18 protein-coding genes are annotated in these 23,990 nt (G+C 66.5%); 7 read left to right on the top strand and 11 right to left on the bottom strand.

The features are described from left to right. The first annotated feature begins 111 nt into the window (after positions 1–111). Both AB0M29_RS11265 and AB0M29_RS11260 read left to right on the top strand, forming a co-directional pair. Positions 112–1,455 (top strand): TRAM domain-containing protein, encoded by a 1,344-nt coding sequence (locus AB0M29_RS11265; protein WP_365381935.1) that lies wholly within the window; start codon positions 112–114, stop codon positions 1,453–1,455. Between the two features lie 447 nt (positions 1,456–1,902). After that, positions 1,903–2,379 (top strand): GNAT family N-acetyltransferase, encoded by a 477-nt coding sequence (locus AB0M29_RS11260; RefSeq protein WP_365381934.1) that lies wholly within the window; start codon positions 1,903–1,905, stop codon positions 2,377–2,379. On the opposite strand, the gene AB0M29_RS11255 is transcribed toward AB0M29_RS11260, so the two are convergent. Continuing rightward, complete coding sequence (locus tag AB0M29_RS11255; RefSeq protein WP_365381933.1) at positions 2,380–3,699, bottom strand: hypothetical protein; 1,320 nt, start codon at positions 3,697–3,699, stop codon at positions 2,380–2,382. Next, complete coding sequence (locus AB0M29_RS11250; RefSeq protein ID WP_365381932.1) at positions 3,696–5,978, bottom strand: Piwi domain-containing protein; 2,283 nt, start codon at positions 5,976–5,978, stop codon at positions 3,696–3,698. Before AB0M29_RS11250 ends, AB0M29_RS11255 begins: the two co-directional genes overlap by 4 nt. A 566-nt stretch (positions 5,979–6,544) precedes the next feature. Between AB0M29_RS11250 and AB0M29_RS11245 the strand changes: the two genes are divergently transcribed. The 4 genes from AB0M29_RS11245 (at position 6,545) to AB0M29_RS11230 (ending at position 14,128) form a co-directional block, all read left to right on the top strand. Next, the gene (locus AB0M29_RS11245; protein ID WP_365381931.1) at positions 6,545–8,290 is read left to right on the top strand and encodes a class I SAM-dependent DNA methyltransferase; all 1,746 of its coding nucleotides are present in this window, start codon (positions 6,545–6,547) and stop codon (positions 8,288–8,290) included. Beyond that, entirely contained in the window at positions 8,287–9,537 is a 1,251-nt protein-coding gene (locus AB0M29_RS11240; protein WP_365381930.1) for a restriction endonuclease subunit S, read from the top strand. Before AB0M29_RS11245 ends, AB0M29_RS11240 begins: the two co-directional genes overlap by 4 nt. After that, entirely contained in the window at positions 9,537–12,686 is a 3,150-nt protein-coding gene (locus AB0M29_RS11235; protein WP_365381929.1) for a DEAD/DEAH box helicase family protein, read from the top strand. The genes AB0M29_RS11240 and AB0M29_RS11235 overlap by 1 nt, the downstream gene beginning before the upstream one ends. Positions 12,687–13,231: 545 nt before the next feature. Beyond that, the gene (locus tag AB0M29_RS11230) at positions 13,232–14,128 is read left to right on the top strand and encodes a DUF5655 domain-containing protein (RefSeq protein WP_365381958.1); all 897 of its coding nucleotides are present in this window, start codon (positions 13,232–13,234) and stop codon (positions 14,126–14,128) included. A gap of 176 nt (positions 14,129–14,304) precedes the next feature. Here the strand turns inward: AB0M29_RS11230 and AB0M29_RS11225 are convergent, their stop codons facing one another. The 7 genes from AB0M29_RS11225 to AB0M29_RS11195 all read right to left on the bottom strand — a co-directional run bounded on the left by AB0M29_RS11225 (position 14,305) and on the right by AB0M29_RS11195 (position 20,909). Next, complete coding sequence (locus AB0M29_RS11225) at positions 14,305–15,660, bottom strand: DUF317 domain-containing protein (RefSeq protein WP_365381928.1); 1,356 nt, start codon at positions 15,658–15,660, stop codon at positions 14,305–14,307. Positions 15,661–15,730: 70 nt separating this feature from the next. After that, positions 15,731–16,840 (bottom strand): DnaB-like helicase N-terminal domain-containing protein, encoded by a 1,110-nt coding sequence (locus tag AB0M29_RS11220; RefSeq protein WP_365381927.1) that lies wholly within the window; start codon positions 16,838–16,840, stop codon positions 15,731–15,733. Next, the gene (locus AB0M29_RS11215; protein ID WP_365381926.1) at positions 16,840–18,117 is read right to left on the bottom strand and encodes a DNA cytosine methyltransferase; all 1,278 of its coding nucleotides are present in this window, start codon (positions 18,115–18,117) and stop codon (positions 16,840–16,842) included. The genes AB0M29_RS11220 and AB0M29_RS11215 overlap by 1 nt, the downstream gene beginning before the upstream one ends. Then, positions 18,114–19,082 carry a hypothetical protein gene (locus AB0M29_RS11210; RefSeq protein WP_365381925.1) on the bottom strand — a complete coding sequence of 323 codons (969 nt, stop codon included), beginning with the start codon at positions 19,080–19,082 and terminating at the stop codon, positions 18,114–18,116. The genes AB0M29_RS11215 and AB0M29_RS11210 overlap by 4 nt, the downstream gene beginning before the upstream one ends. A gap of 426 nt (positions 19,083–19,508) precedes the next feature. Then, entirely contained in the window at positions 19,509–19,961 is a 453-nt protein-coding gene (locus AB0M29_RS11205; RefSeq protein WP_365381924.1) for a hypothetical protein, read from the bottom strand. 26 nt (positions 19,962–19,987) lie between these two features. Next, a complete protein-coding gene (locus AB0M29_RS11200) occupies positions 19,988–20,269 on the bottom strand; it encodes a hypothetical protein (protein WP_365381923.1) in 282 nt (93 codons plus the stop codon). A gap of 481 nt (positions 20,270–20,750) precedes the next feature. Continuing rightward, positions 20,751–20,909, bottom strand: a complete 159-nt coding sequence (locus tag AB0M29_RS11195; protein WP_365381922.1) for a hypothetical protein — start codon at positions 20,907–20,909, stop codon at positions 20,751–20,753. A gap of 458 nt (positions 20,910–21,367) precedes the next feature. On the opposite strand from AB0M29_RS11195, the gene AB0M29_RS11190 reads away from it, so the two are divergent. Next, positions 21,368–21,532, top strand: a complete 165-nt coding sequence (locus tag AB0M29_RS11190; RefSeq protein ID WP_365381921.1) for a hypothetical protein — start codon at positions 21,368–21,370, stop codon at positions 21,530–21,532. 315 nt (positions 21,533–21,847) lie between these two features. On the opposite strand, the gene AB0M29_RS11185 is transcribed toward AB0M29_RS11190, so the two are convergent. Together AB0M29_RS11185 and AB0M29_RS11180 are read right to left on the bottom strand one after the other, a co-directional pair. Then, a complete protein-coding gene (locus AB0M29_RS11185) occupies positions 21,848–22,144 on the bottom strand; it encodes an XF1762 family protein (RefSeq protein ID WP_365381920.1) in 297 nt (98 codons plus the stop codon). After that, on the bottom strand, positions 22,141–23,934 hold the full coding sequence (locus tag AB0M29_RS11180; RefSeq protein ID WP_365381919.1) for a TraM recognition domain-containing protein: 1,794 nt from the start codon (positions 23,932–23,934) through the stop codon (positions 22,141–22,143). The genes AB0M29_RS11185 and AB0M29_RS11180 overlap by 4 nt, the downstream gene beginning before the upstream one ends. Positions 23,935–23,990 lie beyond the last annotated feature (56 nt).

Here is a 23,990-nt window from a genome sequence, read left to right as displayed (position 1 = left end):
AGACTGGAGGGCTTGCCGCCCGTCCACCCGTCGAGACCCCGTCCCACCCCGCCGGTCGGCCGGTCCGTCCACCCGCCCCGCGCCCGCCAGAAGCACAGGAGCACCACCCACATGCAGAGCGAATCCGCCCCCTCGCTGGTCGGCCAGGAGTACGAGGTCGAGGTCGGCCAGGTGGCGCACGGCGGCCACTGCGTCGCCCGCACGGACGCAGGACAGGTGCTCTTCGTCCGGCACACCCTGCCCGGCGAGCGGGTCGTGGCCCGGGTCACCGAGGGCGAGGAGGGCGCGCGGTTCCTGCGCGCCGACGCCGTACGGGTGCTGACCGCGTCCAAGGACCGGGTCGAGCCGCCCTGCCCGTTCTCGGGTCCCGGCCGCTGCGGCGGCTGCGACTGGCAGCACGCGGCGCCGGGCGCCCAGCGGAGGCTGAAGGCCGCGGTCGTCGCCGAGCAGCTCGAACGGCTCGCCGGGCTCACCCCCGAGGAAGCGGGCTGGGACGGCACGGTCGAGCCCGCCCCCGGCGACAAGGTCGCCAAGGGCGAGGTGCCCCAGTGGCGCACCCGGGTGCAGTACGCGGTGGACCCCGACGGCCGCGTGGGCTTGCGCAAGCACCGCTCGCACGAGGTCGAGGTGATCGACGAGTGCCTGATCGCGGCGCCGGGCGTCAGCGAGCTGGGCGTCGAGAAGCGGCTGTGGCCCGACATGGCCACCGTCGAGGCGATCGCCGCCACCGGCTCCCACGACCGCCAGGTGATCCTCACCCCGCGGCCGGGCGGGCGGCTGCCGATCGTCGAGCTGGACAAGCCGGTCTCGGTCCAGCGGATCGCGGAGACCGGCGGGCGCGAGCCGGTCAAGCAGGTGCACCGGGTGCACGGCCGCCCCTTCGTCCGGGAGCGGGCCGCCGACCGCACCTGGCGGGTCGGCGAGGGCGGCTTCTGGCAAGGCCACCCGAAGGCCGCCGACGTGCTGGTCGAGGCGGTCATGCGCGGGCTGATGCCCCGCAAGGGCGACATGGCGCTGGACCTCTACTGCGGTGTCGGCCTGTTCGCGGGCGCGCTCGGCGAGCGGGTCGGCGACCAGGGCGCGGTGCTGGGCATCGAGTCCGGCAAGCGCGCGGTCGAGGACGCCCGGCACAACCTCCAGGACCTGGAGCGGGTCAGGATCGAGCACGGCAAGGTCGAGCAGGTGCTGCCGCGCACCCGGATCACCGAGGCCGACCTCATCGTGCTCGACCCGCCGCGCGCCGGCGCCGGCCGCCAGACCGTGGGCCAACTCGCCGCCCTGGGCGCCCGCCGGATCGCCTATGTCGCCTGCGACCCGGCCGCCCTCGCCCGCGACCTCGGCTACTTCGCCGAGCAGGGCTACCGCCCGGTGACCCTCCGGGCCTTCGACCTCTTCCCGGTGACGCACCACGTGGAGTGCGTGGCGATCCTGGTGCCGACGGGGAAGGGCGCCTGACCTGCGGCTTTAGTCGATGGGCATGATGTGCGCTATGGGCGTTACGGGCGATATCTTGACGCTCGAATGACGCTCTCCGAGGTGTATTGACGCTCATTTGACGCCCGTCCTGATGGGTTGTCAGGTGCCTCAAAGGGCAGCTCAGATCCTGTCAAGGTGGCGAGCCATGACGGGGCGCCGATGGCAGGTGACGCTGAGGGCAGCCCCGCTGAGTCTGGCTGGTCAGATGTCCCGGAGGTCGCGCGTAGAAGAAGCCAGGCAGGGTGGACGCCTTGGTGACGGACGGCGCTGTAGGACATCACGTGGAAGCCAACTGCTCCAGCAGGCTGGGCACTTGGCCGTGGGCCATGGTTGCGTGTCTACATCGGCAAGCCGTTCCCAGTAGGCGTTCCGGGTCGCGAGCCGGTTGCCAGTGTTGCCCAGCATTCAACAGGTGACAATGCACAGATGTCTCATGTTTCGATCACCGTGCGCGCCGCGGCAGCCGATGACTATCCGGCGGTCACGGACATCCTTGCTGCTGCTGAAGTCGGTGGGGAAGAAACCACACTCCCCGAGTATCCGGCCGTCGCCGTCGCCTGTTGTGCGCAGAGTGTCGTGGGGGTTGTTGAGTTCGATCTGTCGTATGACCTGGGCCGCGCATCGGAGCGGCTCGAGCATCCGGGCAAGCAGGCGTGGATCTTCAGCCTGGCTGTGCAGGACGTGTGGCGCGGCCGAGGCGTTGGGGCACAACTCGTTCGCTATGTAGCCCAACAGGCCAAGGCTGACGGCGTCACACTCCTTGCGCTGGCCGTACAGGAGGAGCTGGGCGAGGACGGTTCGCGTCGTGCGCGATTCTTCGAGAGCCTCGGTATGCGGGGATTGGCTAGCTCCCCAGGCGATCCCGCCTGGGGGGCTCCGGTGGATGCTGTCCTCGACGGGTAATCATCCAGTGGGACCGTCGTCGGCCGGTTGATTTCTGCTGTGCCGCCGCGGTGTTCGTTCGGGTTTTGGGATGTGACTGGGTCGGGAGACGATGACCACATCGGTGATGTTTGGAAGCTTCAGGAGAGCGCTGCGGGTGGTCTCGTGTTCCTGGACCGATGAGGACTCGTCGTATATGAATACGGTCATATGCCGGTAGGTCGAGTCTCCGGACAGGTAGCCAACGTAGTCTTCGTAGATCTCCTTCTCGAAGGTCTTGAAATCAGCAGCTTTGCGCGCGTACTTGACCTCGATGAGTAGAGAGAGCGACGGGATACCGAAATCCGCGCGGTAGGTGCTGTGGCCGAGCCGCCGGAGGGTTTCCTCCTCGACGAGGTCGTCGAACGCTGGTCGGAGCATGAGCCAGAGGATGTTCTGGATCTCGCGTTCCGAGGTGATGGGCCATTTGATGGGGTTGTCGAGGTGGTCACCGTCGTAGCGCCATTGCCGCATCGCAGCCTCGAAACGGCTCAGGACAACGCCTACATGGGTGCGGCTCAGGAGTGTTTCATCGATGCTGGCGGTCACTATCTGGGAGATCGCCTCGAGGAGCAGTGCTGCCCGAGGCGCGTCCGGCTGCGCGGTCTCGGTCAGGAGGACGTCGCTGAGCAGCCGGGACTGCAGCCGCCGCAGCTTGTCCTGGTCCGTGAGCCGTGCGTCTGTGGCTGAGACGGTCAGCCAGTGAATGCAGGCGACTTCAGCCGGATCTCGGACGCTGTGGGTGTCCATCGCAACGGTGGTTGCGGTGCCGAGGATGCGCCGAGCGTGCTCTTGGAACAGGCTCAGGAGGATGTTGGCAGGGCGCAGCCTTGGGTCTTGTAGCACCTCGGTCAGCCATGTGTGTGCTTGCGGAGTGTCATCGTGCACCGTGTTGACGGCGAGCGCGAGTCCGATGACCTGTCTGGGGTCGTTTACGAAGGTGACTCCGTCGTCCTGGAAGGGGTTCTTCCGCATGAGGGCAGCCAGGCCATCGGTCAGGTGCTTCCGGGAGGCGGACTGGGAGGCGGTTGTTGAACGGAATCCGGCGAGGCCGTAGCCGAGGACGGCCAGGCCGTGGGAGTGGGTGAAGCGGTGCTGGTTGTCGGCGAGCCATGCTGGCGTCATGGGGTCGACGTCCCAGTCGAACCTGAGGTGTCGTCGGCTGAGGATGTGATGGGCGAGCAGGCCGTCGAGATTGCCGGGCGTGTTCGCGCGTCGGATGAATTCCTCCAGACGGGCGGTTTGCGCGGCGAGTAGGGGTCCGGTGTGCACGGTTCTTGCGGGTTCTTCGGTCTCGGTCACAGGAACCACCGGCTGGAGCGCAGCTTCGTTGCCACCGCATCGGCGTTCCAGTTCCGCACGTGGCGCAGCTGTCCGAGCAGCTCAGCGATCAGGTCCGAGTACAAGATCGTCACAGGGATGCGTGACGGGTACATTGTCCGCCAAGACATCGCTGTGAACCGGAACGCTTGCCGTCCCAGGTATTCGATGTCGGTGAAGGTCGAATGGCGGTGGAGTTTGAGCAGGAGAGGTTTGGGGGCGCCGTGCAGTGCGCTCTTGAGATCCATGGGCCCGCTGACGGCCACGAGCAGCTCGCGCTGGCCGATGGGCACGGCGTGGCCACGCTCCGGGACGTAGTGGCCCTTGGCTCGGCCGCCAGCTCCCCGGTCCACTCCCGCGCTGGCCCGGTCGAACATGACCCAGTCGTGGTCGGTGCTCACGTGCACGAAGGCGAACTCGACCTTGGCGTAACTCCGAGTGAGGTCCTCGACCAGTTCCTTCACCGCGGCCGCCTCAACATCTTTGAGCGGCTTGAACACATGGAAGACGAGCCGCAGTTCGTCGCCCTTCTGCCAGGCGTTGCGGATCTTGATCGCATCGATGCATTCTTTCAGGGAGCGCAAGAGTTCGCGCGGGTAGTCGTCGTAGTCGGCCTCCCGGGACGTGTTCGAGAGAAGGTAGTTGCCGTCCGAGCTGAACACGGTGGTGATGCCCACTACACGTTCCGGCGCGGTGAGCCGGCTCTCTTTGACGTGCGCGCTTCCGATGCCGATGACCAGTTCATGGGTGAGTGAGCGTGGTGCGGCAATCACGAAGGGGATGCCGCCCAGCTTGGCGTAGCACGCCAGGGCGATGCTGTTGAGGGGGTATGCAAGCTTGCTCAGTCGGACCGTTTCGATTCTGACGTCCTGGACGGGGACGCCCTGTCCCATGAAGGCTGATTTGGCGACGAGATATGGGCTACTGTCGCCCGCGAGATGAGCCTGGTCCTCGCTGGTGATGACGATGGCCAAGTCGATCTCCCCGGTCAGCAGTGCCTTCCGGCATGCCCCACGGTAGGCGTTGGCATCGGTGGTGGCCCCGTCGAAGGGGTGCAGGAGGAGGTCACAGCCGGAAAGGTGATACTTGCGGATGAAGCCGAGGCCATACGTCCTTTCTCCTTGGATCCCGTTGAGGAACTTGAACAGGAAGTTTTCGACGACGCCTTTGTGTATGCGCGGTGTAATCACGGCGATCCTGGGCTTCTTCTTCGCGAAGAATTCCACGTCGAATGGGCCGTATTCGTCCAGGCCGCGGTCGGGGGACCGGCTCGTCTTGTCGCCAGCCTGGTCGAACTGGAACGTCGGGGACTGGAAGTACGTCCCGTTCACCTTCTTGCCGCGGGTCGAACCGACTGGTGGCTCGATGGCCACGGACAGGTCACTGGCCACCTGGAGCTGGCCGAGTCGCTCCAAGCGACCGGCGATTCTGATCGCGTCGTCATAGCGGCCGAAGGCCCCGAGGAGGTCGAACGATTTCTGGTTCAGTTCCTTGAGGATCCTGGCGCTGTCGGCTCTGGCCAGGGCGCGGACCACGTTGTCGAAGGTCTCCCGTCGGCTCTCCAGCCACGCGTCGGTGGCGGAGATGCGGGCCACACCGGGGGCATCGCGCAGGACCAGGTGGGTGCCGTCGACGTGGTCGACGGCACCCACCGCCTGTCGGGCGGCGTGATGGTCCATGCGTGGGTCTGGTGTGCGCGCCGGGTCCTCGCACAGCACGTAGAGCCCGCGCACGTCAAGGCCCTGGCGGATCAACTCGTCCACCGTCATGTCGATCTCGAAGCGGCTCTTCACTCCAACGATCACACCAGGGCGGTTGGAGGGACCGATGCTCCTGCTGTCCAGCCGGTATTCCGGATAGACGTGGAGCCTTCCGAGGGACTCCTGATGTCTGCCACGGATTGAAGGCTCAAGCAGGTCCCTGCCCGTCAGGCGCGACACGAATACCGGTGGGCTGAGCCGACGAACCTTGTAACCCCATCCGAGCACCGACCGGAGCAACGCCTCCTGGACGAGACGCATGGTGAGAGACCGGTGATCGCGTGTCCGGAACGTTGTAGGCGTGCCGTATGCATCGCTGTGGGCCTGCACTGGAATGCAGGCGATACCTGTTCGCGTCTTGGCGACTACGTGGCTGTTGCCAAGCTTGGCTCGGATGTCAGCGAGTTGCTCGGGCGACTCGAATTCGATCAGTCCACCCTTGAAGTCGTCCGCCGAAAAACGGACCGGAAGGAAGTTGAAAGCCAGCACCGGCGGATTCATTCGGCCCCCTTGCGTCCAAACCTCATTTTCCACAGCGTTGAGGCGGTTACACGTCATGGAGCCTCTCACCAGGGCACCCCTCACGCTCAGAACATTGTGGCACCGGGGTATGACAACGTGTGAGGAAGAGCCGCATGGCCTCGGGGAACGGGGCGATGGGCGGGAGCAGGCAGCTACACATCGAGGAGCTTCCTGCCAACGTGGCAGGACGAGCGCGCCGCCAAGCCGTGGCGGCAAGCCGAGGCAGCAAAGGATCTTCTGCGTGAACTGGGAGTCCCCTCAGTCCGGACCGGACCAGCTGTGTTAGGAACATCGCTGGCGGTCTGATCGGTGGGGGGCGGATGTTCGGAATGGTGTGACCGGCGGGCGTGGGGCGGTGCCTGCCGCTCAAGACTGCTGCCGAACGCCTCGTCACCTGTCGTCATCCCTGGTCATCCGTGCCGTGCTGGGACGTGGATGTGCTGCCGGTGCTGGGTTTCACCCCCGCGAGTGGCCGAAGCGTGGGACGGTCGCTGTCGGCTCTGGCAAAGTGATCGTCACTGCTAGACGATTCTCGTGAGGAACTTGTGAGCACGCTCGGTAGCTTCATCTGGTCAATCGCTGACCAGCTTCGGGGCCCTTACCGCCCCAACCAGTACGGGACCGTGATCCTCCCGTTCACGATCCTGAGACGACTCGACTGCATCCTCGAGCCTGATCGCGCGATGGTGCGACAGCTGGCTGCGCAGTACGAGAACCCGAACCGGCTCAAGGTCGAGGTCAAGAAGGTCACGGGGCGAACGTTCTACAACACCTCCAACTACGAGTTCGCGAATCTGCTGGCTGATGCCGATGGGCTGGCGGACAACCTGGCCGACTACATCGACCGGTTCTCCGGTGACGTGGACGTGTTCGAGTACTTCGACTTCAAGAAGGAGATCCTTGCTCTGGAGAAGGCCGGGCTCCTGCGCGAGATCGTCAAGTCCTTCGGCAAGGTCGACCTCCACCCTGATGCGGTGTCGAACTCCGATATGGGCGACGCCTTCGAGTACATCATCCGCAAGTTCAACGAGGCAGCGAACGAGACCTCCGGCGACCACTACACGCCGCGCGACGCGATCCGGCTGCTGGTCGACCTGCTTTTCGCGGAGAAGGACGTCGACCTCACTGAGGGCGGCATCATCCGGTCGTTGTACGACCCCACCGCCGGAACTGGTGGCATGCTCTCACTGGCAGAAGAGCACCTGCTTGCTGGGAACCCCGATGCGAAGCTGAGCCTGTACGGCCAGGAGTACAACCCGCAGTCGTACGCCATCTGCAAGTCCGACCTGCTCGCCAAGGGCCACGACGCGACCAACATCGCCTTCGGTAACACGCTCACCGACGACGCTTTCAGAGGCCGCCAGTTCGACTACTGCATGTCCAACCCGCCCTATGGTGTGGACTGGAAGCAGTACGCCAAGGCGGTCCAAAAGGAGCGAGACTCCGCTGGCCCCTACGGCCGCTTCGCACCGGGCCTCCCCGCGACATCCGACGGGCAGATGCTCTTCCTGCTCCACCTGGCCCACAAGATGCGCACACCTGAGGATGGTGGCGGCCGCGTCGGCATCGTCATGAACGGCTCTCCGCTTTTCAACGGTGCCGCCGAATCCGGCCCTTCCAATATCCGCCGGCGGCTGCTGGAGAACGACCTCGTCGAGGCGATCGTCGCCCTGCCGACTAACATGTTCTTCAACACCAGCATCGCCACCTACATCTGGATCCTGGACAACACCAAACACCCCGACCGCCGGGGCAAGGTACAGCTGATCGACGGCACGTCGTTCTGGACCAAGATGCGCAAGAATCTCGGTGCCAAGGGACGTGTGATCAGCGACGCCGACCGTGCCAAGGTCGTGCGGCTGTACGCCGACTTCGAGGACGCCGATCCCGAGCTCTCCAAAGTGCTGCGTAACGACGAGTTTGGCTACTGGACGGTCACGGTGGAGTGCCCTCTGCTGGACGAGGGCGGGAATCCTGTCGTCAACCGCAAGGGTGACCCGAAGCCCGATACGAAGAAGCGTGACATCGAGAACGTGCCCTTCACCTACGGCGGCTCGACCCCCGGCGCGGCGACGGAGCGCGAAGTCATCGAGGCGTACTTCGACGCTGAGGTGAAGCCGCACGTTCCCGACGCCTGGATCGACTGGGCCAAGACTAAGACGGGGTACGAGATCCCCTTCACACGGCACTTCTACAAATATGTTCCGCCTCGTCCACTTGCCGAGATTGATGCAGACCTGGAGAAGCAGGTCGCCAAGATCCTCGACCTGTTGCGGGAGGTCGAGAAGTGAGAGGTTACGAACTCGTCGAATCGGCCTCGCCCTGGCTTGGGGCCGTGCCCTCCCATTGGCGGGTCAGCCGGTTCGGGTACGAAGCGTCGGTTAACGGGGGGCAGGTCGACCCGCGCGACGAGCCTTGGGCATCAACGGTCCTCGTCGCTCCGAACCACATCGAGCGTGACACGGGACGGATTCTTGGGCGAGAAACGGCCTCTGAGCAGGGAGCGGACTCTGGCAAGTACGTTGCCCGTGCAGGGCAGATTCTGTACTCGAAGATTCGCCCGGCGCTCAACAAGGTCACTATCGCGGTCGAAGACTGCCTGTGCAGCGCGGACATGTATGCCGTGTCGTTCCGTTTGCCTGTAGTGCCGAGATACGCTCTTTACTACATGCTTGCAAGACCCTTCAACTCGTTCGCGTCAGTCACTTCGCTGCGCGTGAAGATGCCGAAGGTCAACCGCGAAGAACTTGCATCCGCTCCCTGGTTGGTACCTCCCTCTGACGAGCAACGCGCGATCGCCGACTACCTCGATCGCGAGACGGCCCGCATCGACATGCTTATCGAGGAGCAACAGCGGCTGGTGGAGTTGCTCCGGGAGCGGCGTCAAGCGCTCATCGATATGGCCTTCTCGACCCTCGCTGGGCCTCACGTGCAATTGCGCCGGTTCACCCAGTTCCTAACAAGTGGCTCCCGCGGGTGGGGCGACTACTACGCAGACCAGGGCGAGCGCTTCGTCCGCATCGGAAACTTGCCGCGAGGCAACCTCGATCTTCGAGGTGACGTCCAGTTCGTCGACCTTCCAGCGGATGTGACTGAAGGCTCGCGAACGATGCTGGAGGCAGGAGACCTACTCTTCTCCATCACCGCCTATTTGGGATCTGTCGCCGTAGTTGGGGGCGACTGGGTCGGTGCGTACGTCAGTCAGCACGTGGCTTTGTGTCGCTTGGAGTCACAGAATGTGGACCCCAGGTTCATTGGGTGGTTCATGCTGACGACCAACGGCCAGGATCAGCTCAACGAGGGGGCTGCCGGCGGGGCAAAGATGCAGTTGGCGCTCGATGACATCAGGGGACTTCGGGTGCCACTCGCGCCAATCGACGATCAGCGAAGCATCGCTTCATCCCTCGATGAGCGGACTGCGAAGATCGATGTGCTCATCGCAGAATCAGAGCGGTTCATCGAGCTTGCTCGCGAACGCCGATCGGCACTGATCACGGAGGCTGTCACGGGGCAGGTCGACGTACGGAAGGCGGCGTGATGGCCGACCACAACGAGGCGGTCTTCGAGAAGGAGATCTGCGAGTACCTCGAGGCACGCGGCTGGCTGTACTCGGTGAACGACCACGACGCTGGCGAGTACGACCGCGAGCGGGCGCTGTTCCCGGCGGATCTTTTCGCGTGGCTGGCGATGACGCAGAAGACGGCGTATGAGAAGGCGCTGAAGGCGGCGGGGTCGCAGGCGAAGTTCCTTGACGTCCTGACTGCGGCACTGGACAAGCCGCTTGAGCACGGCGGCGGGACGCTGAACATCCTGCGCAACGGGGTTCAGTACATCGGTGGCGGCCGGTTGAAGATGGCGCAGTTCCGTCCCGAAACCTCTCTCAATGCGACCACCGTGTCGCATTACGAGTCGATGCGGGTGCGGGTGGTGCGGCAAGTGCACTTCTCGACTGCCGACCAGCGCACCGTTGATCTGGTGTTCTTCGTCAACGGTCTCCCGGTGGGCACGGTGGAGCTGAAGACCGACTTCACCCAGTCGATAGACGAGGCGATCAACCAGTACAAGCACGACCGCAACCCGCTGACGAACGGGCGCCCGGAGCCGCTGCTGTCGTTCGGTCACCGGGCGCTGGTGCATTTCGCGGTCTCCAACGACCTAGCAGCCATGACCACAAAGCTGGAGGGGGACAAGACCCACTTCCTTCCCTTCAACATCGGCTTCGACAGTGGTGCCGGCAACCCGCCTGGCGCGGACGACGGGTCGGCGACGGCGTACCTATGGGAACGCGTATGGGAGAAGCACGCTTGGCTGAACGTCATCGGGCGGCTGATGATCGTGCAGACCAAGGAGGAGTGGGACGTCACCACCGGCACCTCGGTGCGACGTACGAGCATGCTCTTCCCGCGGTTCCACCAGTGGGAGGCCGTGACGAGCATCGTCGCCGCAGTGAAGGAGGAGGGCGTAGGGCACCGGTACTTGATCGAGCACTCGGCCGGGTCAGGAAAGACGAACACCATCGCTTGGACTGCCCACGGGCTGGCTCGACTGCATGATGCTGACGACAAGAAGGTCTTCGACTCCGTCATCGTGGTCGTGGACCGTACCGTGCTCGACTCCCAGCTGCAGGAGGCGATTCGGCAGATCGACGGGAACAAGAAGATTGTCGCGACGATCAGCCCCGAGGACGTCCGCAAGGCCGGCGCGAAGTCGAAGTCGGGCCTACTGGCGCAGGCGTTGAAAAACGGCGAGCTCATCATCGCGGTGACGGTGCAGACCTTCCCGCATGCGCTGGAAGAGATTCGGACCGACGCTGGCCTCAAGGGCAAGCGATTCGCCGTTATCGCTGATGAGGCTCACTCCTCCCAGTCGGGGCAGATCTCCTCGAAGCTGAAGCAGGTACTGACGGCCGAAGAGCTCAAGGAGATCGAGGAGGGCGGGGATGTCGATGTGGAGTCGGTGCTGGCCTCGGAGATGACCGAGCGGGCCGAATCGGAGAACATTTCGTACTTCGCGTTCACCGCGACGCCGAAGAACAAGACCCTTGAGCTGTTCGGCCGCAAGGGGCTCGACGGGAAGCCGTGCGAGTTCCACCTGTACTCGATGAAGCAGGCGATCGAGGAGGGCTACATCCTCGACGTGCTCAAGGGCTATCAGTCCTACGACACCGCGTTGAAGATTGCTGGCAAGGCTGAGAGGGGTGAGGGGGGAGAGGTCGAGGAGGCCGCCGCCCGCAAGGGACTGATGAGGTGGGTTCAGCTTCACCCGACGAACGTCAGCCAGAAGGTGCAGATCATCGTCGAGCACTTCCACGCCAACGTCGCCTACCTCCTCGAGGGTAAGGCGAAGGCGATGGTGGTGACCGACTCGCGCAAGTCGGCTGTGAAGTACAAGCTGGGGATAGATGCCTACATCGCCAAGCGCCGCGCCGAGGACGCCTCGTACAACTACCGTACCCTGGTCGCCTTTTCGGGCGGGGTAACGATGCCCGAGGATGAGACCTGGCACAGCGACTGGGGCCGGCAACCATCGAAGGACGATGAGTTCACTGAGGCCAATATGAACCCCGGCGCGGGGGCTGATCTGGCGGCCGCGTTCAAAGGTGACGCTTACAAGATCATGCTGGTCGCCAACAAATTCCAGACGGGCTTCGACCAGCCCTTACTCTCGGCGATGTACGTGGACAAGAAGCTGTCGGGCGTTACTGCAGTGCAGACGCTCTCGCGGCTCAACCGTACCCACCGCACCGCCGGTGGGGAGCAGAAGCGCAAGACCTTCGTCATCGACTTTGCCAACAAGCCAGAGGACATCAAGACGGCCTTCGAGCCGTACTTCAAGAACGCGACTCTGGAGACCGAGACTGACCCGTATGTCGTTGTCCACCTGGCCAACAAGCTCGCCCAGGCCGGGATCTACACCGAGGACGATGTCCGCAAGGTCGCCGAACTGTGGGTGACGAGGAGGGGCAACAACGCTCTCTCGGCGGCGATCAGCCCGGCGCAGCACGATTTCCGGCGCCGCTATGCGCGCGCGATCGAGGAGGAAGACAAGGTAAAGCTTCAAGAGCTCGACCTTTTCCGAAAGGACATCTCCACCTACGTACGGCTCTACGACTTCATGTCCCAGATCGTTGACTACGGCGATCCCTACATGGAGATGCTCTCGATTTTCCTGCGCCTGCTGGGGAAGGTGATTGCCGAGTCCGCTTGGTCAGCCGACGTGGACCTCTCCGACGTGGTGCTAGTCGGGGTCAAGCACAACAAAGCGATCGCGGTCGACATCTCACTCGTGGGCGATGGACAACTGAAGGGCATCAGTGCTGCCGGTACGGGTGAGAAGAAGGATCCGAAGTACGTCGCGCTTCAGGTCGTCATAGACAAGATGAACGACCTCTTCGGCGCCGAAACGTTCGCTGTCTCCCAGATCAGGGAGTTCGTACAGGGCCTCGTGCAGCGACTGCTCGCCAACCCGAACCTGGTCCAGCAAACCAAGGTGAACTCTAAGAAGCAGTTCCTGGAGTCACAGGACTTCCAAGCCGCCGTCACGGAGGCAGTCGCCGACAACCAGGACGCCCACAACACGATGGCTGACTACTTCTTCACCGACGGGCCGGCAATTAACGCGATCATTGTCGCTCTCGCGGATGCATTCTACGAAGCGGCAGTCGATCAGCAGGTGGACTCAACCTGAGTAGACGCCGAGGTCAGACGTCCTTGCTCTGTACGGGGTCCCCGCACAGTTTCGACCAGTCGTCGCGGTCCTACGAGGACGGGTGCCGGGGAGCGGAGCGCCATCGGCGACGAGGCTGTAGATGGCGTACTTGTTGGCGTTTGGAGAGACCTACGGCTTCTCCGGGAAGGATGGCAGTCGGGCTGTCACCCACGGGTAGGACGGCCATTCGTTGAGCGCCCAGTTGGGTGTCGGGGGTGATGTCGGTCAGGAGCACCAGAAGTTCGATCTTCTGGGTGCTGACGACCGTGGTTGGAACGCTGATGAAGATCAAGAGGGGGTAGTCGCAGGTCAGCGATTCGGTGGGAGCTCTGCACTCCGTGGGTGCCGCGCTGCCTTGGGCCTTCTCGTGCCTCTTCGCAGCTCCCGTGCTGCGTCCATCTGCGGCGCTCCAACGTCCGGCAACCGAACCACCCGGCACACGTTCTTAATTAACAGGCATGATGGCCGTTGCGGAAACAATTCTTGACCCGCTCGACGTTGTTGATCCCCTACGCGAAACGGGGGTGATCGACTTGAAACTGTTCCGCACGGACACGACGAATAGCGGCATGACTGAGGTCATGCCGCGTCTTGCTGAGGTCGAGGCCGATGTGCAGGGTCTCGTCGAGGAGCACATGGAGACGCTGCTGGGCGTCCGGTTCCTGGCGAGCGAGTACAGCACCGGGCCGGTGCACGGGGGCAGGATCGACTCGCTCGGGCTGGACGAGAACGGATCGCCCGTCATCGTGGAGTACAAGCGCGGCATGGACGCCGGTGTGATCAACCAGGGTCTGTTCTACTTGGCCTGGCTGATGGACCACCGGGCCGAGTTCGATCACCTGGTCCGTGACCGGCTCGGGGTGACGGCCGCGTCCCAGGTCCTGTGGAGCGGCCCGCGCCTGATCTGTATCGCGGGCGACTTCACTCGCTACGACGTGCACGCCGTGCGCGAGCACCGGCGCTCGATCGACTTGGTTCGGTACCGGCTCTTCGGCAGCGACCTGCTCGGACTTGAGACCGTGGCCTCGGTGAGCGGCGGCATGCAGATGGCTCGCCGGGCACGGCGCCAGTCAGTTGCCCAGGCAGCGGCCGACGTTCACGGCGCAGAGATGACGGAGTTGGCGGGCGCGGTCGACGCGGTACTGCTCGGGCTCGGGGACGGCGTGAACCGCGTGGAGCGTAAGACCTACCGGGCGTATCAGCGGCTGCGGAACTTTGCCTGCCTGTGCCCTCCGCAGCGGAGCAAGCTGCTGGTCTACCTGAAGGTCAACCCTAGGGACGTCGACCCCGTTCCGGGCTTTACCCGGGACGTGTCCGGTCTCGGTCACCACGGGACGGGTGACCTGGAGGTCCAGCTCCGTACGCTGAGGGACGTGGAGCGGGCGCAGGAGCTGTTCCGGGCAAGCTACGCGGCGGCGTGAACGTATATCGCTGCACGTCACCTGGCGGGGTGCGCTGCGAGTCGTGACTGCGGTCGTGGGCGCTTCCTTTCGAAGCCCGGGCAGGGGTGGCAGTGGACAATCTATGGTCCGTGGGATTGCCGGTTTGGCCAACCGGCGATCCCGCTCTATGTTGCCCCGCTCGTGCGGGCCGATGGTCAGCGTGAACGGCTGGCGGGATGGTCGGCGGCGATCGTCGGGGCCTTGGCGGTGATTCGGGTCCGGGGCTTGCCAGGTGGCTGGACCCGGGGCGTGCCGGTCTCTCGGGCGAGGGCTTCGGAGAGGCTCGCCAGCAGCGAACTCGGGGTGTGTGGGGATGCGGTGATGGCCCAGGTGGGGCGGTCCGGACCGGTGCCGGCCCAGATGGTCCATGTGGCTGGGTTCTGGGGGTGCTGCGCGGTCAGTGGGTCGAACTCCACGCCTGCCTCCCCGTCGGGGGACGTCCAGCAGATCCCGTGCCCGCTCAAGGTGTGCTTCCACCCGGCCTCTGTGAGCGGCTGAGTGGCTGCGGTGGCCGTCTTCTCGTCCACCGGGGCGCCGATGACCGTGTCCCATCCATCGCCGTCGGCGAGGTGGATCAGGAGATCCTGTAGCACTGGGGCGGGGGTGGTGCTGGTCGCGGTGAGGACCCACAGGCGGTCGGAGACGGGTGTCTCGTAGGCGGCCACCGTCCAGGCGGTCTCGTGGGCGGTGGGTTCGTGGACGCGTTCGATGCGCAGGGTCTGCGATTCGTGGATGGCGTGGGTCGTGTCATCCGACCAGGTCCGCCATTTCTCGAAGTCGCTGTGCGTGTCGAGGAAGGTGTCGAGGAGCGCGTCGTGGTCGCCGGCGTCGGCCAGGTAGACGGGGACGGATTCCGGCTCCGGGAGGGAGGGCTGTGGCTTGGCCGTGGTGACGTCGAAGACGGAGCGTGCCGCGTTGGCGTCGCTTTCGGTGTCGGTCAGGGGAGCCGGACCTGGGCGCATCTCGGCCGCGTGGACACCTTCGAAGGCCACAAGTGCTTGCGCGGGTGAGTCGAAGGTGTCGGCGACCTGACGCAGGTGGTCCTCACCGTGGAGGTAGACGGACTTGCCGCCCCGGTGGAGGTACGTGCCGACCGCGACAGTGGTGTGGCCGTCGTGGGCGTGGGCGTGGATGAGGAGGTGGCCGTGGCGGATGTCGTCGTGGATCTTCTGCGCCTGGTCAGAGATCTCGCGGATTTCGCTGCGGGTGCACCACGGCATCGGGTAGTTCGCCCAGGTCCACTCCTCGTCGATGGCCTCCTGTAGTCGAGGGGTGATCTCGACGGTAATGCCCTGGGCGGTAAGTCGCCTTGCTGCGTCGTCGGCCCAGTAGGGCTCCTCGTGATCGATGCGGGCCAAGACCAGGACGTTGGTGGCGGCGACGCTCCAGTCGGCAGCCTCCAGAGCCACGAGGGCGTTGTGCGCCTGTGTTCCGGTCACGATGGCCTGGACGGCGCTCGGGTGGGTGGGGTGGGTGTCGAGGCGGACGTGGGCGTCGATGGCGGGAGTCACGTGGGGGTCTCATCTGTTCTGCCGGTGGCCGGGCCTTCCGGTCCGGCGGCCACCGGGATGTTCGGGACTATCAGGTTGCCCGTGTGGGTCGGGCGGCGTGCGCGACCGTGGTGGTCGGCGGCCCGGCGCGAGTGGTGGGCGGCGCGGGCCGCCGCTGTGGCGGGGTGGCTCCGGTGGCGTGCTGCCAGCGGGTGCGGACGGCGGAGATGTCGGCGAGGGCGCGGCGTGCGCCGGCGACGAGCTGGAACGGGGTGTTCGCCAGGTCGCCGGTGTACGCCTTTATGCGCTGGGCGGTGTGCTCTGCTGTGGCCAGGAGGGAGCGCTGCAGGGCACGCTCACCCCAGTGCTCGACGGAGCCGGCGGGTTCGGCCAGCATGCGCAGGACCTCGCCCGGTTCGCCTCCTTCGTCCAGCAGGCCGCGCTGCTGGGCCTCCCACAAGACCGTGACGGGGTCGACGGGCTCGTTGCGGCGGGCCAGGGCCGTCAGGCACTGCCACAGGCCGGCGTGCAGCGGCAGGGCGAGGTCGTCGGGGAGCAGCCACCGGACGGAGTCGATGTCGCAGGGGTAGGCCGTGGCGGTGGCGAGAAGGATCTGCTCCTCCTCGACGACCTCTGCGGGGTTGGGTGCGGCGGGCGGCGGCGGGGCCGTGGTGCGGGGCAGCACGCCTGCGCGGGGCGGGAAGCCGTGGGCGATGTCGTCCACGACCGTGGCGAGCGCATCAGCCTCGGTGAGCACTGCCTGGACGGGGTGCGGGAGGGAGACGTCGTGGACGGTATCGATGAGTCGTTCGGCGGCCGTCTGCAGGCGGCGGCGCGCGTGCTCCGCCTCGACCATCCGGGCATAAGCGGCGGCGTGGCTGGGCCAGGGGCAGACCTGGACGAGGGTGTGCAGGTAGGAGGCGGTCAGCCCGCGAGCCTGCTCCCGGGCCGCGGCGAGTACGCGGTCGAGCCACCGCGTGTTCTTCGCGTGCTCGGCGGGGTCGGGCCGCGGCAGGGTGGCGATCGCGCCGTAGAGGGCGGCGTGCGCGGCCGTGGAGAAGGAGTCGGCGGCGATACCGCTCACGTCGTCCATTCGGTGCGGGTCGAGGAGGAGGGCGCCGAGGAGGGCCTGCTCGACGTAGAACACCGGCTGGGGAGGTGTAATCGCGTCGGGGTCGTCTTCGTCGGGTTCGGGGGGCATCAGGCGGCGAGGGTGAAGTCGTCGGGGTCGAGGCCGAGGCCGAGGTGCGGGGCGAGGAGGTGGCCGGCAAGCAACGGGGGCACCGCGTTGCCGATCTGGGAGAACTGCTGGCCCTTGTTGCCGGCCCAGGGGTAGTCGGCCGGGAAGGTCTGCAGGAGGCTGGCCTCGCGGGCGGTGATCCGGATCGGCATCGGCTCCGGAACGGCCGACGCGTCGGCGTCCTTGGCCGAAGGTGCGGTGGGTACGGCGACCCAGGTGCACTCATTCGCACGGTGCCCGAAGAACAGCGTGCTGGCCGGCTCGGACACGGGACGGACGGTGGCGTTGGCCTGGTTGTTGCTGCGCAGCGACCACGACCAGCGGTGGGCCTCGGCGGGGAACGTCGCTGCCGCAGCGTCGGCGGCACGGTTCTCGCGGGTGCCGTCCTGGGCTGCCCGCCCCGCGGCTTCGCGGCGGGACTGCAGGACCACCCCGCCCGGCCGGGGCGTCCAGGTGCCGCGCGCCCGGGCGTCGGACAGCGTCTTGCGGGAGCCCGACGGGAACGGCTCGGGTCCGCCGCCGGGCCCGCCACCCGCGCAGACGGTGGGGACGGGGCGGTCGGTCGCTCCCCATCCCAGGGCTTCGGCCATGCTGACCCAGCGGGCGCGGCCGGGACCGAACAGCGACTCGGGCTCGGCGAGTTGGGAGTGCGTGGGCGTGGGCGGCTGCGCCGTCCTGATACGGGAGGCCAGGAGGATCGCTCGCTTCCGGGTCTGCGGGACGCCGTAGTCGGCCGCGTTGAGGATCCCGTACCAGACGGAGAACCCCCACCCGCGCAGGACGGCCGCGTACTGCGCCCACAGGGGCAGGACGTCCGGCACTTCCTCCATGGCGACCCAGTCGGGCTCGCCGGCCGCGTTCAGTGCGTAGAGGTAGCGCATCGGCTCGGCGGCGAGCAGGGAGCGCTCGTCACGACAGGCTGCCAGGAGACGTCCGCGGGTGTCGCGCCCGGCGGCCAGGTCCTCGACCGCCGCGTGCACCAGCGGCTGGTCGAGCAGGCCCAGGCGCTTGCCGGCCATGCTCCACGCCTGACACGGCGGCGAGGCGATCACACCGCGGGTACGGCCGACGAGCGGCCAGGTCGGATACATCGCCACATCGGTCCGGATGGTCAACTGTCCCGCAGCGGCGCGGGTTTGGCACGCCCACTGGTCCCATTCCAGCCCGACGTCACGCACGCCGAGGAGCTGTAGTGCCCTGCTCCAGCCGCCCGGCCCCGCGAAGAGGTCGAGGATCACGTGGCCAGCCCGAAGTCGTCCTGCGTCAGCGCGTCGGCGTCGCCGCGGCATGCCCAGGGAGAGCAGCCGTCCTCGGCACCGTGCTCCAGAACGTCGGACTCGTCCGCGCTCAGCCGCAGGGCAGTCCGTTCGGCGGCGGTGACGTGGTCAATCGGCGCCTGGCTCAGCGGCACGCGGGAGCGGTGCAGGAACGCCTCACCGAGCAGTGGGTTGCCCGACGCATTTGCACGAGCATTGCCCTGCCGGATGGCCGCGTCGAATTCGACCACGTCCGCCCACTCGGACGGAGAGGTGTCCCGGATATGCCTCCACTGCGCATTCCCGTGGAACGGGCACCCCAGGCAACTCGACTTCGGCGTATCGGCGAGACCGAGCGAGGCCAGGTAGCGCACGCAGTCGGCCCTGCTCCAGGACCTGTCCAGAAGGGGGTGCCGGTTGCGCATGTACTTAACGTCCGCGTCCTTCGCGCGGTGGAATTCATCGGTCGAGATTCCCACCCGCTGCTCGACGAAAACCCCCTTGGGGATGCGTGTGGGGTAGGGGTAGCCGGGCAGTTCGCGCACTTTGTGCTTGATCGGTTTCATCTTGTATTCTCCGGTGCACTGCCGCCGCGTCATCCCAGGCCGACCGTCCTGGTTGAGAATGTGGAGCGTCATGGACGCGAACCGGTGATCCGGGTTCAGTGCGTCGTGGCGGATATTCCCGGCCGATACCCGGAGTACAGGTATTCCCGCCGGTTCGGCTATCTCCTCTTCCAGGCGGTCAAGGTGGGCGTATACCGCCTTTGGCTCCCATCCGGTGTCGGCGAAAATCGCGTAGTCGACCTTGGGGAGAATTCCCTCGGCTGACAGGGCGAGGAGGGTGCTGGATTGAACTCCCGCGCCGAGAGAGAGCGCGCGGAATCGGGGCTGATCTGAAATGGTTCGTCCTGGGTGTAGGGAAACGGGAGGGCTGGTGCCCGACATCGCACGTCGCGCCAGTGGCCGGGGGATCCGGCCGGTGGCGGGTTATGGAGTGGCACCGGCCCGTGCGATCTGGCCGGGTTGGCGGGCTTCGGCGCGGCGCGCATCGAGTCCGGCGGGAGTGAACACGTCGAGGCCGCAGCGGACTGGGCGAGGTCGCGGAGGAGGGCGATGTCGCTGGGCGTGGTCGCGATCGCGGCGGGCGGAGCCGGGAGGGGCGGCAGCGGGCCCGCGGGGACGGACGGGAAGCCCGGGATCTAGCGGCAAGGCAAGAGGCGAGGGGCACGGTCAACGGGGCGATGCGCGTGGGGCGTTGGGGCTCGGGCTGATGGCCGGCCGGGCGCTGGTCGGGGCTGGCCCAGTCGCAGGCCGCGCGGAGGCCGGTGCCTGTTGTGTGACGGCGAGGTCGCGGGTGATACCGCTGGCGACCTAGTGGCAACCGGTCGCGCTCAGGTCGAGCTGGTGCGCGGCGTCCGCCAGGTGGCCGCTCATCCGCGGGATGGCTTCAGCGTGCCGAGCGGTACGCACCGCGGCGTCGTCTGCCGGGTAGCCGGGGGGCGGTGCCCCGTCGTAGGGATTGGCGGACAGCGCGCTGGCGAGGTCGTTGCCGGCGAGGGAGGCGGCGAGGACGACCGAGGCCAGGCATTCCAGGCTGGCGCGGCTGCCGGGAACACTGGTGTACGCGCTGGAATTAAGCGCGCGCAGGCGGACGAGGGCGGTGGCCGTGAGGTCCTGTGCCTTGAGCAGGAGCGGGCTGATCTGCTGCAGCGCGTCGGCGCCCGGGGTGTAGGAGACGTCACGGACGCGTACGTGAAGGGCTTCGAAGTCGCGCGCCAGGGCACGGATTTGCTCAGCGTGTTCTGCGGGGCTGTGCGAGGTCATGGGCTGGTGTGGCTCCGGTAAGTCAGTCAACGGCTGCGTGTGGCCGTCTTCGCAGGGGTGGGTGCCAGTGCGGGTGTCGTGCCGGGCGTCTTGCGGGCGGGAGGGCTGCTGATGGCGGTGGCCAGGGCGGTGGTGCCGGCAGGGGTGAGTCGGACTCGGTCTTGGAGCGGCCCGCCGACGTAGGCGGAGGGCGCGGATTGCGGAACGCGTTCCGTGAGCCCTTTCGCCTCCAGCGCCCGCAGCGTGCCGATGAGTACGCGCTCGTCGCGGTAGTGGACGTACTGCCGTCCCAGGGAGCTGGTGGCCACGACGTTTCCGCAGGCGATTTCCCACAGGGCGGTGTGGTGTGCGGCGGTCAGGGGTTGGCCCGGACCGTCGCATGCAGTCCACCGGCGGCGTCGGATCTCGTGGGTGAGGGTGTCCGTGCAGCCCATCGCCGTTTCAGGTGCCAAGGCGGTCAGAGTGCGCGCCACGGGGAGCTGCTGATCGGCGGAGGCGGCGCTGAGGAAGGCGAGCTGTCGGAGGCGGACCACTGCGTCCGACAGGTCGTGACTGTGGAAGAGGCGTTCGTCGGTGACCGCTTTGAGGGCAGTGCGGTCGCGGCGGCGAGTTGCTGGGCCGAGGCGACGTGGGCGCCTCGCTCGGACGGCGGCGCCCCGGCCCTCAGGAGCCGGTCGAGCATGTCGTTGTGCTGAACGTACTGGTCGGCGAGTAGCAGCAGCCTTTCGACCGGAGTCGGCGGGGCCGCGACGTCGAACAGGAGACCCTCATCGAGCGGTGTCATCATGGTCACCGCCGAACCGTCAGGGCGTGGCGTGGCATGGCGTGGAGCCGGGACGGGCGCGCTCGCGACAGCGGCGGGCTGCTGCACTTCCAGTGCTGTTCGGGCAGCGGCCAGGGGCTGGCCAGCGCCGTCGAGGTGGATCCGCAGGCTGCTGTGGTGGTCAAGTGCGTCGTCCGTCAACGCCGAAGAGGGTGGCGCGGTGATACCCGTTCTCGATCTGCAAGGCAAGAGGCTTACCTTTGCGCCCGATCACCTGGCCATCAGCGGCGATCACGTAACGTGGATATTCGGATAACACAGCACATCGAGTGCTCACTCTTCGGTTTCATCCGTTCTCATTGAGTAGCGAAATTCTTCCTTCTGCAGACGGTCCGCACGGTGTTGTTTGTGTGATCCCTCGCGCCTGTGCATACGCGTCGGATACCTATGCATCCCGTAGCGCGGGGGAGTTGGGACGAGAACAACCGATCCGGGGAGGGTGGGCGAGGTCCGGTTGTTCCCGCCGTCTGTGGGGCCACGCTCCGCTACCTTGAGCTGAGGGGGTGGGGCCATGTCTCGGATGGAACGGTGGGTTGAGGGCGTCGGCATCGCTGTGCTCGGCACTCTGGCCACGACTGCTGTGTTGGCTATCCCTTTCGGCTGGCTGCGCCATCTCAGCGGCCACCAGTGGGTTGAGCTGATCATGTGCGTAGCAGGTGGAGCGGTGCTGCTGCTGGGCATCGTGGGTGGCATTGCTCTGTGGCTGGACGACCGAAGGCAGTGGGCCCACCGGCACGACAACGACTAGGCAGCAAACTCGGGGCCAGTGCTCTCCTCCACCTCTGGCCTGAGCGCCTTGCGTGCCTTGAACGACGCGAGCATCCCAGCGACTTCGAGGTCAAGCTGTGTGGTGTCAGTGTGCTGCACCTCAAGCTGAGCTGGCGCGTATGCGCCCATCAACTTGGCGCGCTCTGAGAGGAGTCGAGAGATGCGATGCTCGACCTTGAGTTGTTACTCCTCGTCCACCAATGGCTCAATCCGGCCCGGGGTGGGTGGTTGGCGAGCAGGTGCCAGCCCGCGCCGCGCAGGGAAGCACCGCTTCCGCCTGCCGTGGTGAAGGTGATCAGGCGCCGGTATCCGAGGGCTTCGCCGCGCGCCATGATGCCTCGTAGCGCAGCGAGTTGGCGTTGCGGATGCCGTCGGCAGCGGTCCGGGTGACTTCGAGGGTGGTGCCGTAGTCGAGGTGGCGGGCCATCGGCCGGCCCACGATGGCGACGGCGCGTAAGATGCCGTTCTCGTCGGCGGCGCTGACGGCGAAGATTTGCCCGGCGGGCGGCGGGCGGTGGTGGTGCCAGGTCCGCACGAGCTCCTTCGCCTGGCGTGAGCGGACCGGCACCAGATGCAGCGGGGTGGTGCTCACACGGCCTTCCCGAAGTCGGCCTGCGTTGGCGTGTGCTTGGCGACGGCGCGGGCGGTGATCGCCTGCGATGCGCGGGCGGACGCCGCGGACAGTTCCTCCGCGCTGGACTCCCGGTACCACGGCCGAAGGTCGAGCATGGCGGCGCGCATGCCGGTGGCGAAGCAGAGCGCGGTCCCCTTGGGGAGGGCGCGGATCGCGTCGGCGGGCAGGATCCTTTCCTGCCGCATCGACACCGACGTGCTCTTGCCGGATTCCGAGTGCGACGTGGACGTGGTCTCTACGTCGTGGTCACCGATCAGGCGGGACAGCTTGTCGGCGAAGTCGGGGTCGTCGATGCCGCTGCCGATGACCTTGACGGTGGAAGCGCTCCACATGGCGTCCATGCCTGCGTCTCCCCACACCTTCTGGCCCTGGCGGTAGGACTGGAGGATGGTGATCGGGATGATTCCGCGGCTGCCGAGGTGGGAGTACAGATCGGGCAGGTCGCTGATCTTGCACACGTTGGCGGCCTCGTCGAGGATCGCCAGCATCGGCGGGTCGAGCCGCCCGCCGGCGCGTTCGGCCTGGGCGGTGGCGGCCCGCATTACCGAGTCCGCGCACGCGGCGATCAGCGCCGAGGCTCCGCCTCCGCCGTCCTTGCTGAGCAGGAACAGCGTGTCCGTGGAGGTGACGAAGTCGGCGGGCCGGAATTCCGGGATGTCCTTCTGCGGGGTCACCCATGCGGAGATCTCCGCGTTCAGCAGCGCGGCGGCGTACTGCCGGGCGGTCTCGTAGATGCCGTCCCGGGTCTCGGGCGGCCCCTCCACGGTGCCCTTGAGCTGAGCGGCGACGGCGGCGAAGCTGTGGTCGCGCAGGATGTCGAGCGGTGTGCGGTCGGCGGGGAAGGCGAGCCACTGCATGATGTCGGTGATCGGGCGCTCGTCGAGCGCTGCGGCCAGCAGCAGTTGGGACAGGACGTTGCTGCCGGCCTTCGACCAGAAGTCGCCCTGCTGGGAGGCGTCCACCGAGGCGGCGAGGAAGTGTCCGGCGAGCCGGTTCGCCCCGTCCAGGGTTTTCGCGGACGCGAGGGGGTTCCACCACATCTCGCGTGCGGCGTGCGCGATCTGCTGCGGGTCCATGGTCCACACCGTCCCCGCCCGGGCCCTTGCCTCGTAGACGGTGGTGAAGGCGTCGCCGGCGGCCTTGTTCGACGTCAGCAGGACCGGGCCGGGTGCGCCGAGCATGGAGGGGATGGCGAGCGAGGTGGTCTTGCCGGAGCGGGGTGCCATGATCGCGACGGCGACGTCCTCGAACCCCATGCGTACTTCGTGGCGGCTGCCCTGCAGGTTGCCGAGAAGGATGCCGGTGTCCTTCGCGTCGATGTGCTTGGTGTCCTTCAGGCTGGGGCGCAGGGAGCGGGCTTTGTCGGTGATCGCCTTGGCCATCAGCGGCTCGATGTCCCGGGCCTTGGCCATGCCGGTGATCTTCTTCTTCCGGTCGCCGTTTAGGTGCTTGTGCCGGGCCCAGAGGGCGCCCGCCGCCGCCCCGAGGGCGAGGAACAGGACAACGGGGACGATGCGGGCGCCGATCAGCAGGGACGTGGCTCCTGCGGTGGGCCAGACCTGCCCGGGGTGGAGCAGGGCCTTGGTCGGCTGGTAGGGGGCCCAGTGGGTGCCGGTGAGGTAGGCGGTGATGTTGCCAGACAGCCAGGCCAGGTTGGCCATGGGGATGACGACGGCGAGCATGCCGAGCAGGAGGCGCAGGACGAGTTCGTATCCGTCGGTGTCGCTGCGGGAGGAGGAGGGGGGCAAGGGCTATGTGCTTCCGGGCGGGGAGGTGAGGGCCAGCGGCTGCGGCTGTGGGTGGG

The sequence above is a fragment of the Streptomyces sp. NPDC051976 genome, from assembly GCF_040680795.1.
In the GTDB taxonomy this organism is placed as follows: Bacteria; Actinomycetota; Actinomycetes; order Streptomycetales; family Streptomycetaceae; genus Actinacidiphila.
Note: the sequence above shows the minus strand (reverse complement) of the source record. Positions and strands in the feature narration are given on the sequence as shown.

Coding starts and splice junctions, on each gene's coding strand:
- AB0M29_RS11265 (WP_365381935.1), top strand. CDS start 112: ATGCAGAGCGAATCCGCCCCCTCGCTGGTCGGCCAGGAGTACGAGGTC.
- AB0M29_RS11260 (WP_365381934.1), top strand. CDS start 1,903: ATGTCTCATGTTTCGATCACCGTGCGCGCCGCGGCAGCCGATGACTAT.
- AB0M29_RS11250 (WP_365381932.1), bottom strand. CDS start 5,978: ATGAATCCGCCGGTGCTGGCTTTCAACTTCCTTCCGGTCCGTTTTTCG.
- AB0M29_RS11235 (WP_365381929.1), top strand. CDS start 9,537: ATGGCCGACCACAACGAGGCGGTCTTCGAGAAGGAGATCTGCGAGTAC.
- AB0M29_RS11220 (WP_365381927.1), bottom strand. CDS start 16,840: ATGCCCCCCGAACCCGACGAAGACGACCCCGACGCGATTACACCTCCC.
- AB0M29_RS11210 (WP_365381925.1), bottom strand. CDS start 19,082: ATGTCGGGCACCAGCCCTCCCGTTTCCCTACACCCAGGACGAACCATT.
- AB0M29_RS11205 (WP_365381924.1), bottom strand. CDS start 19,961: ATGACCTCGCACAGCCCCGCAGAACACGCTGAGCAAATCCGTGCCCTG.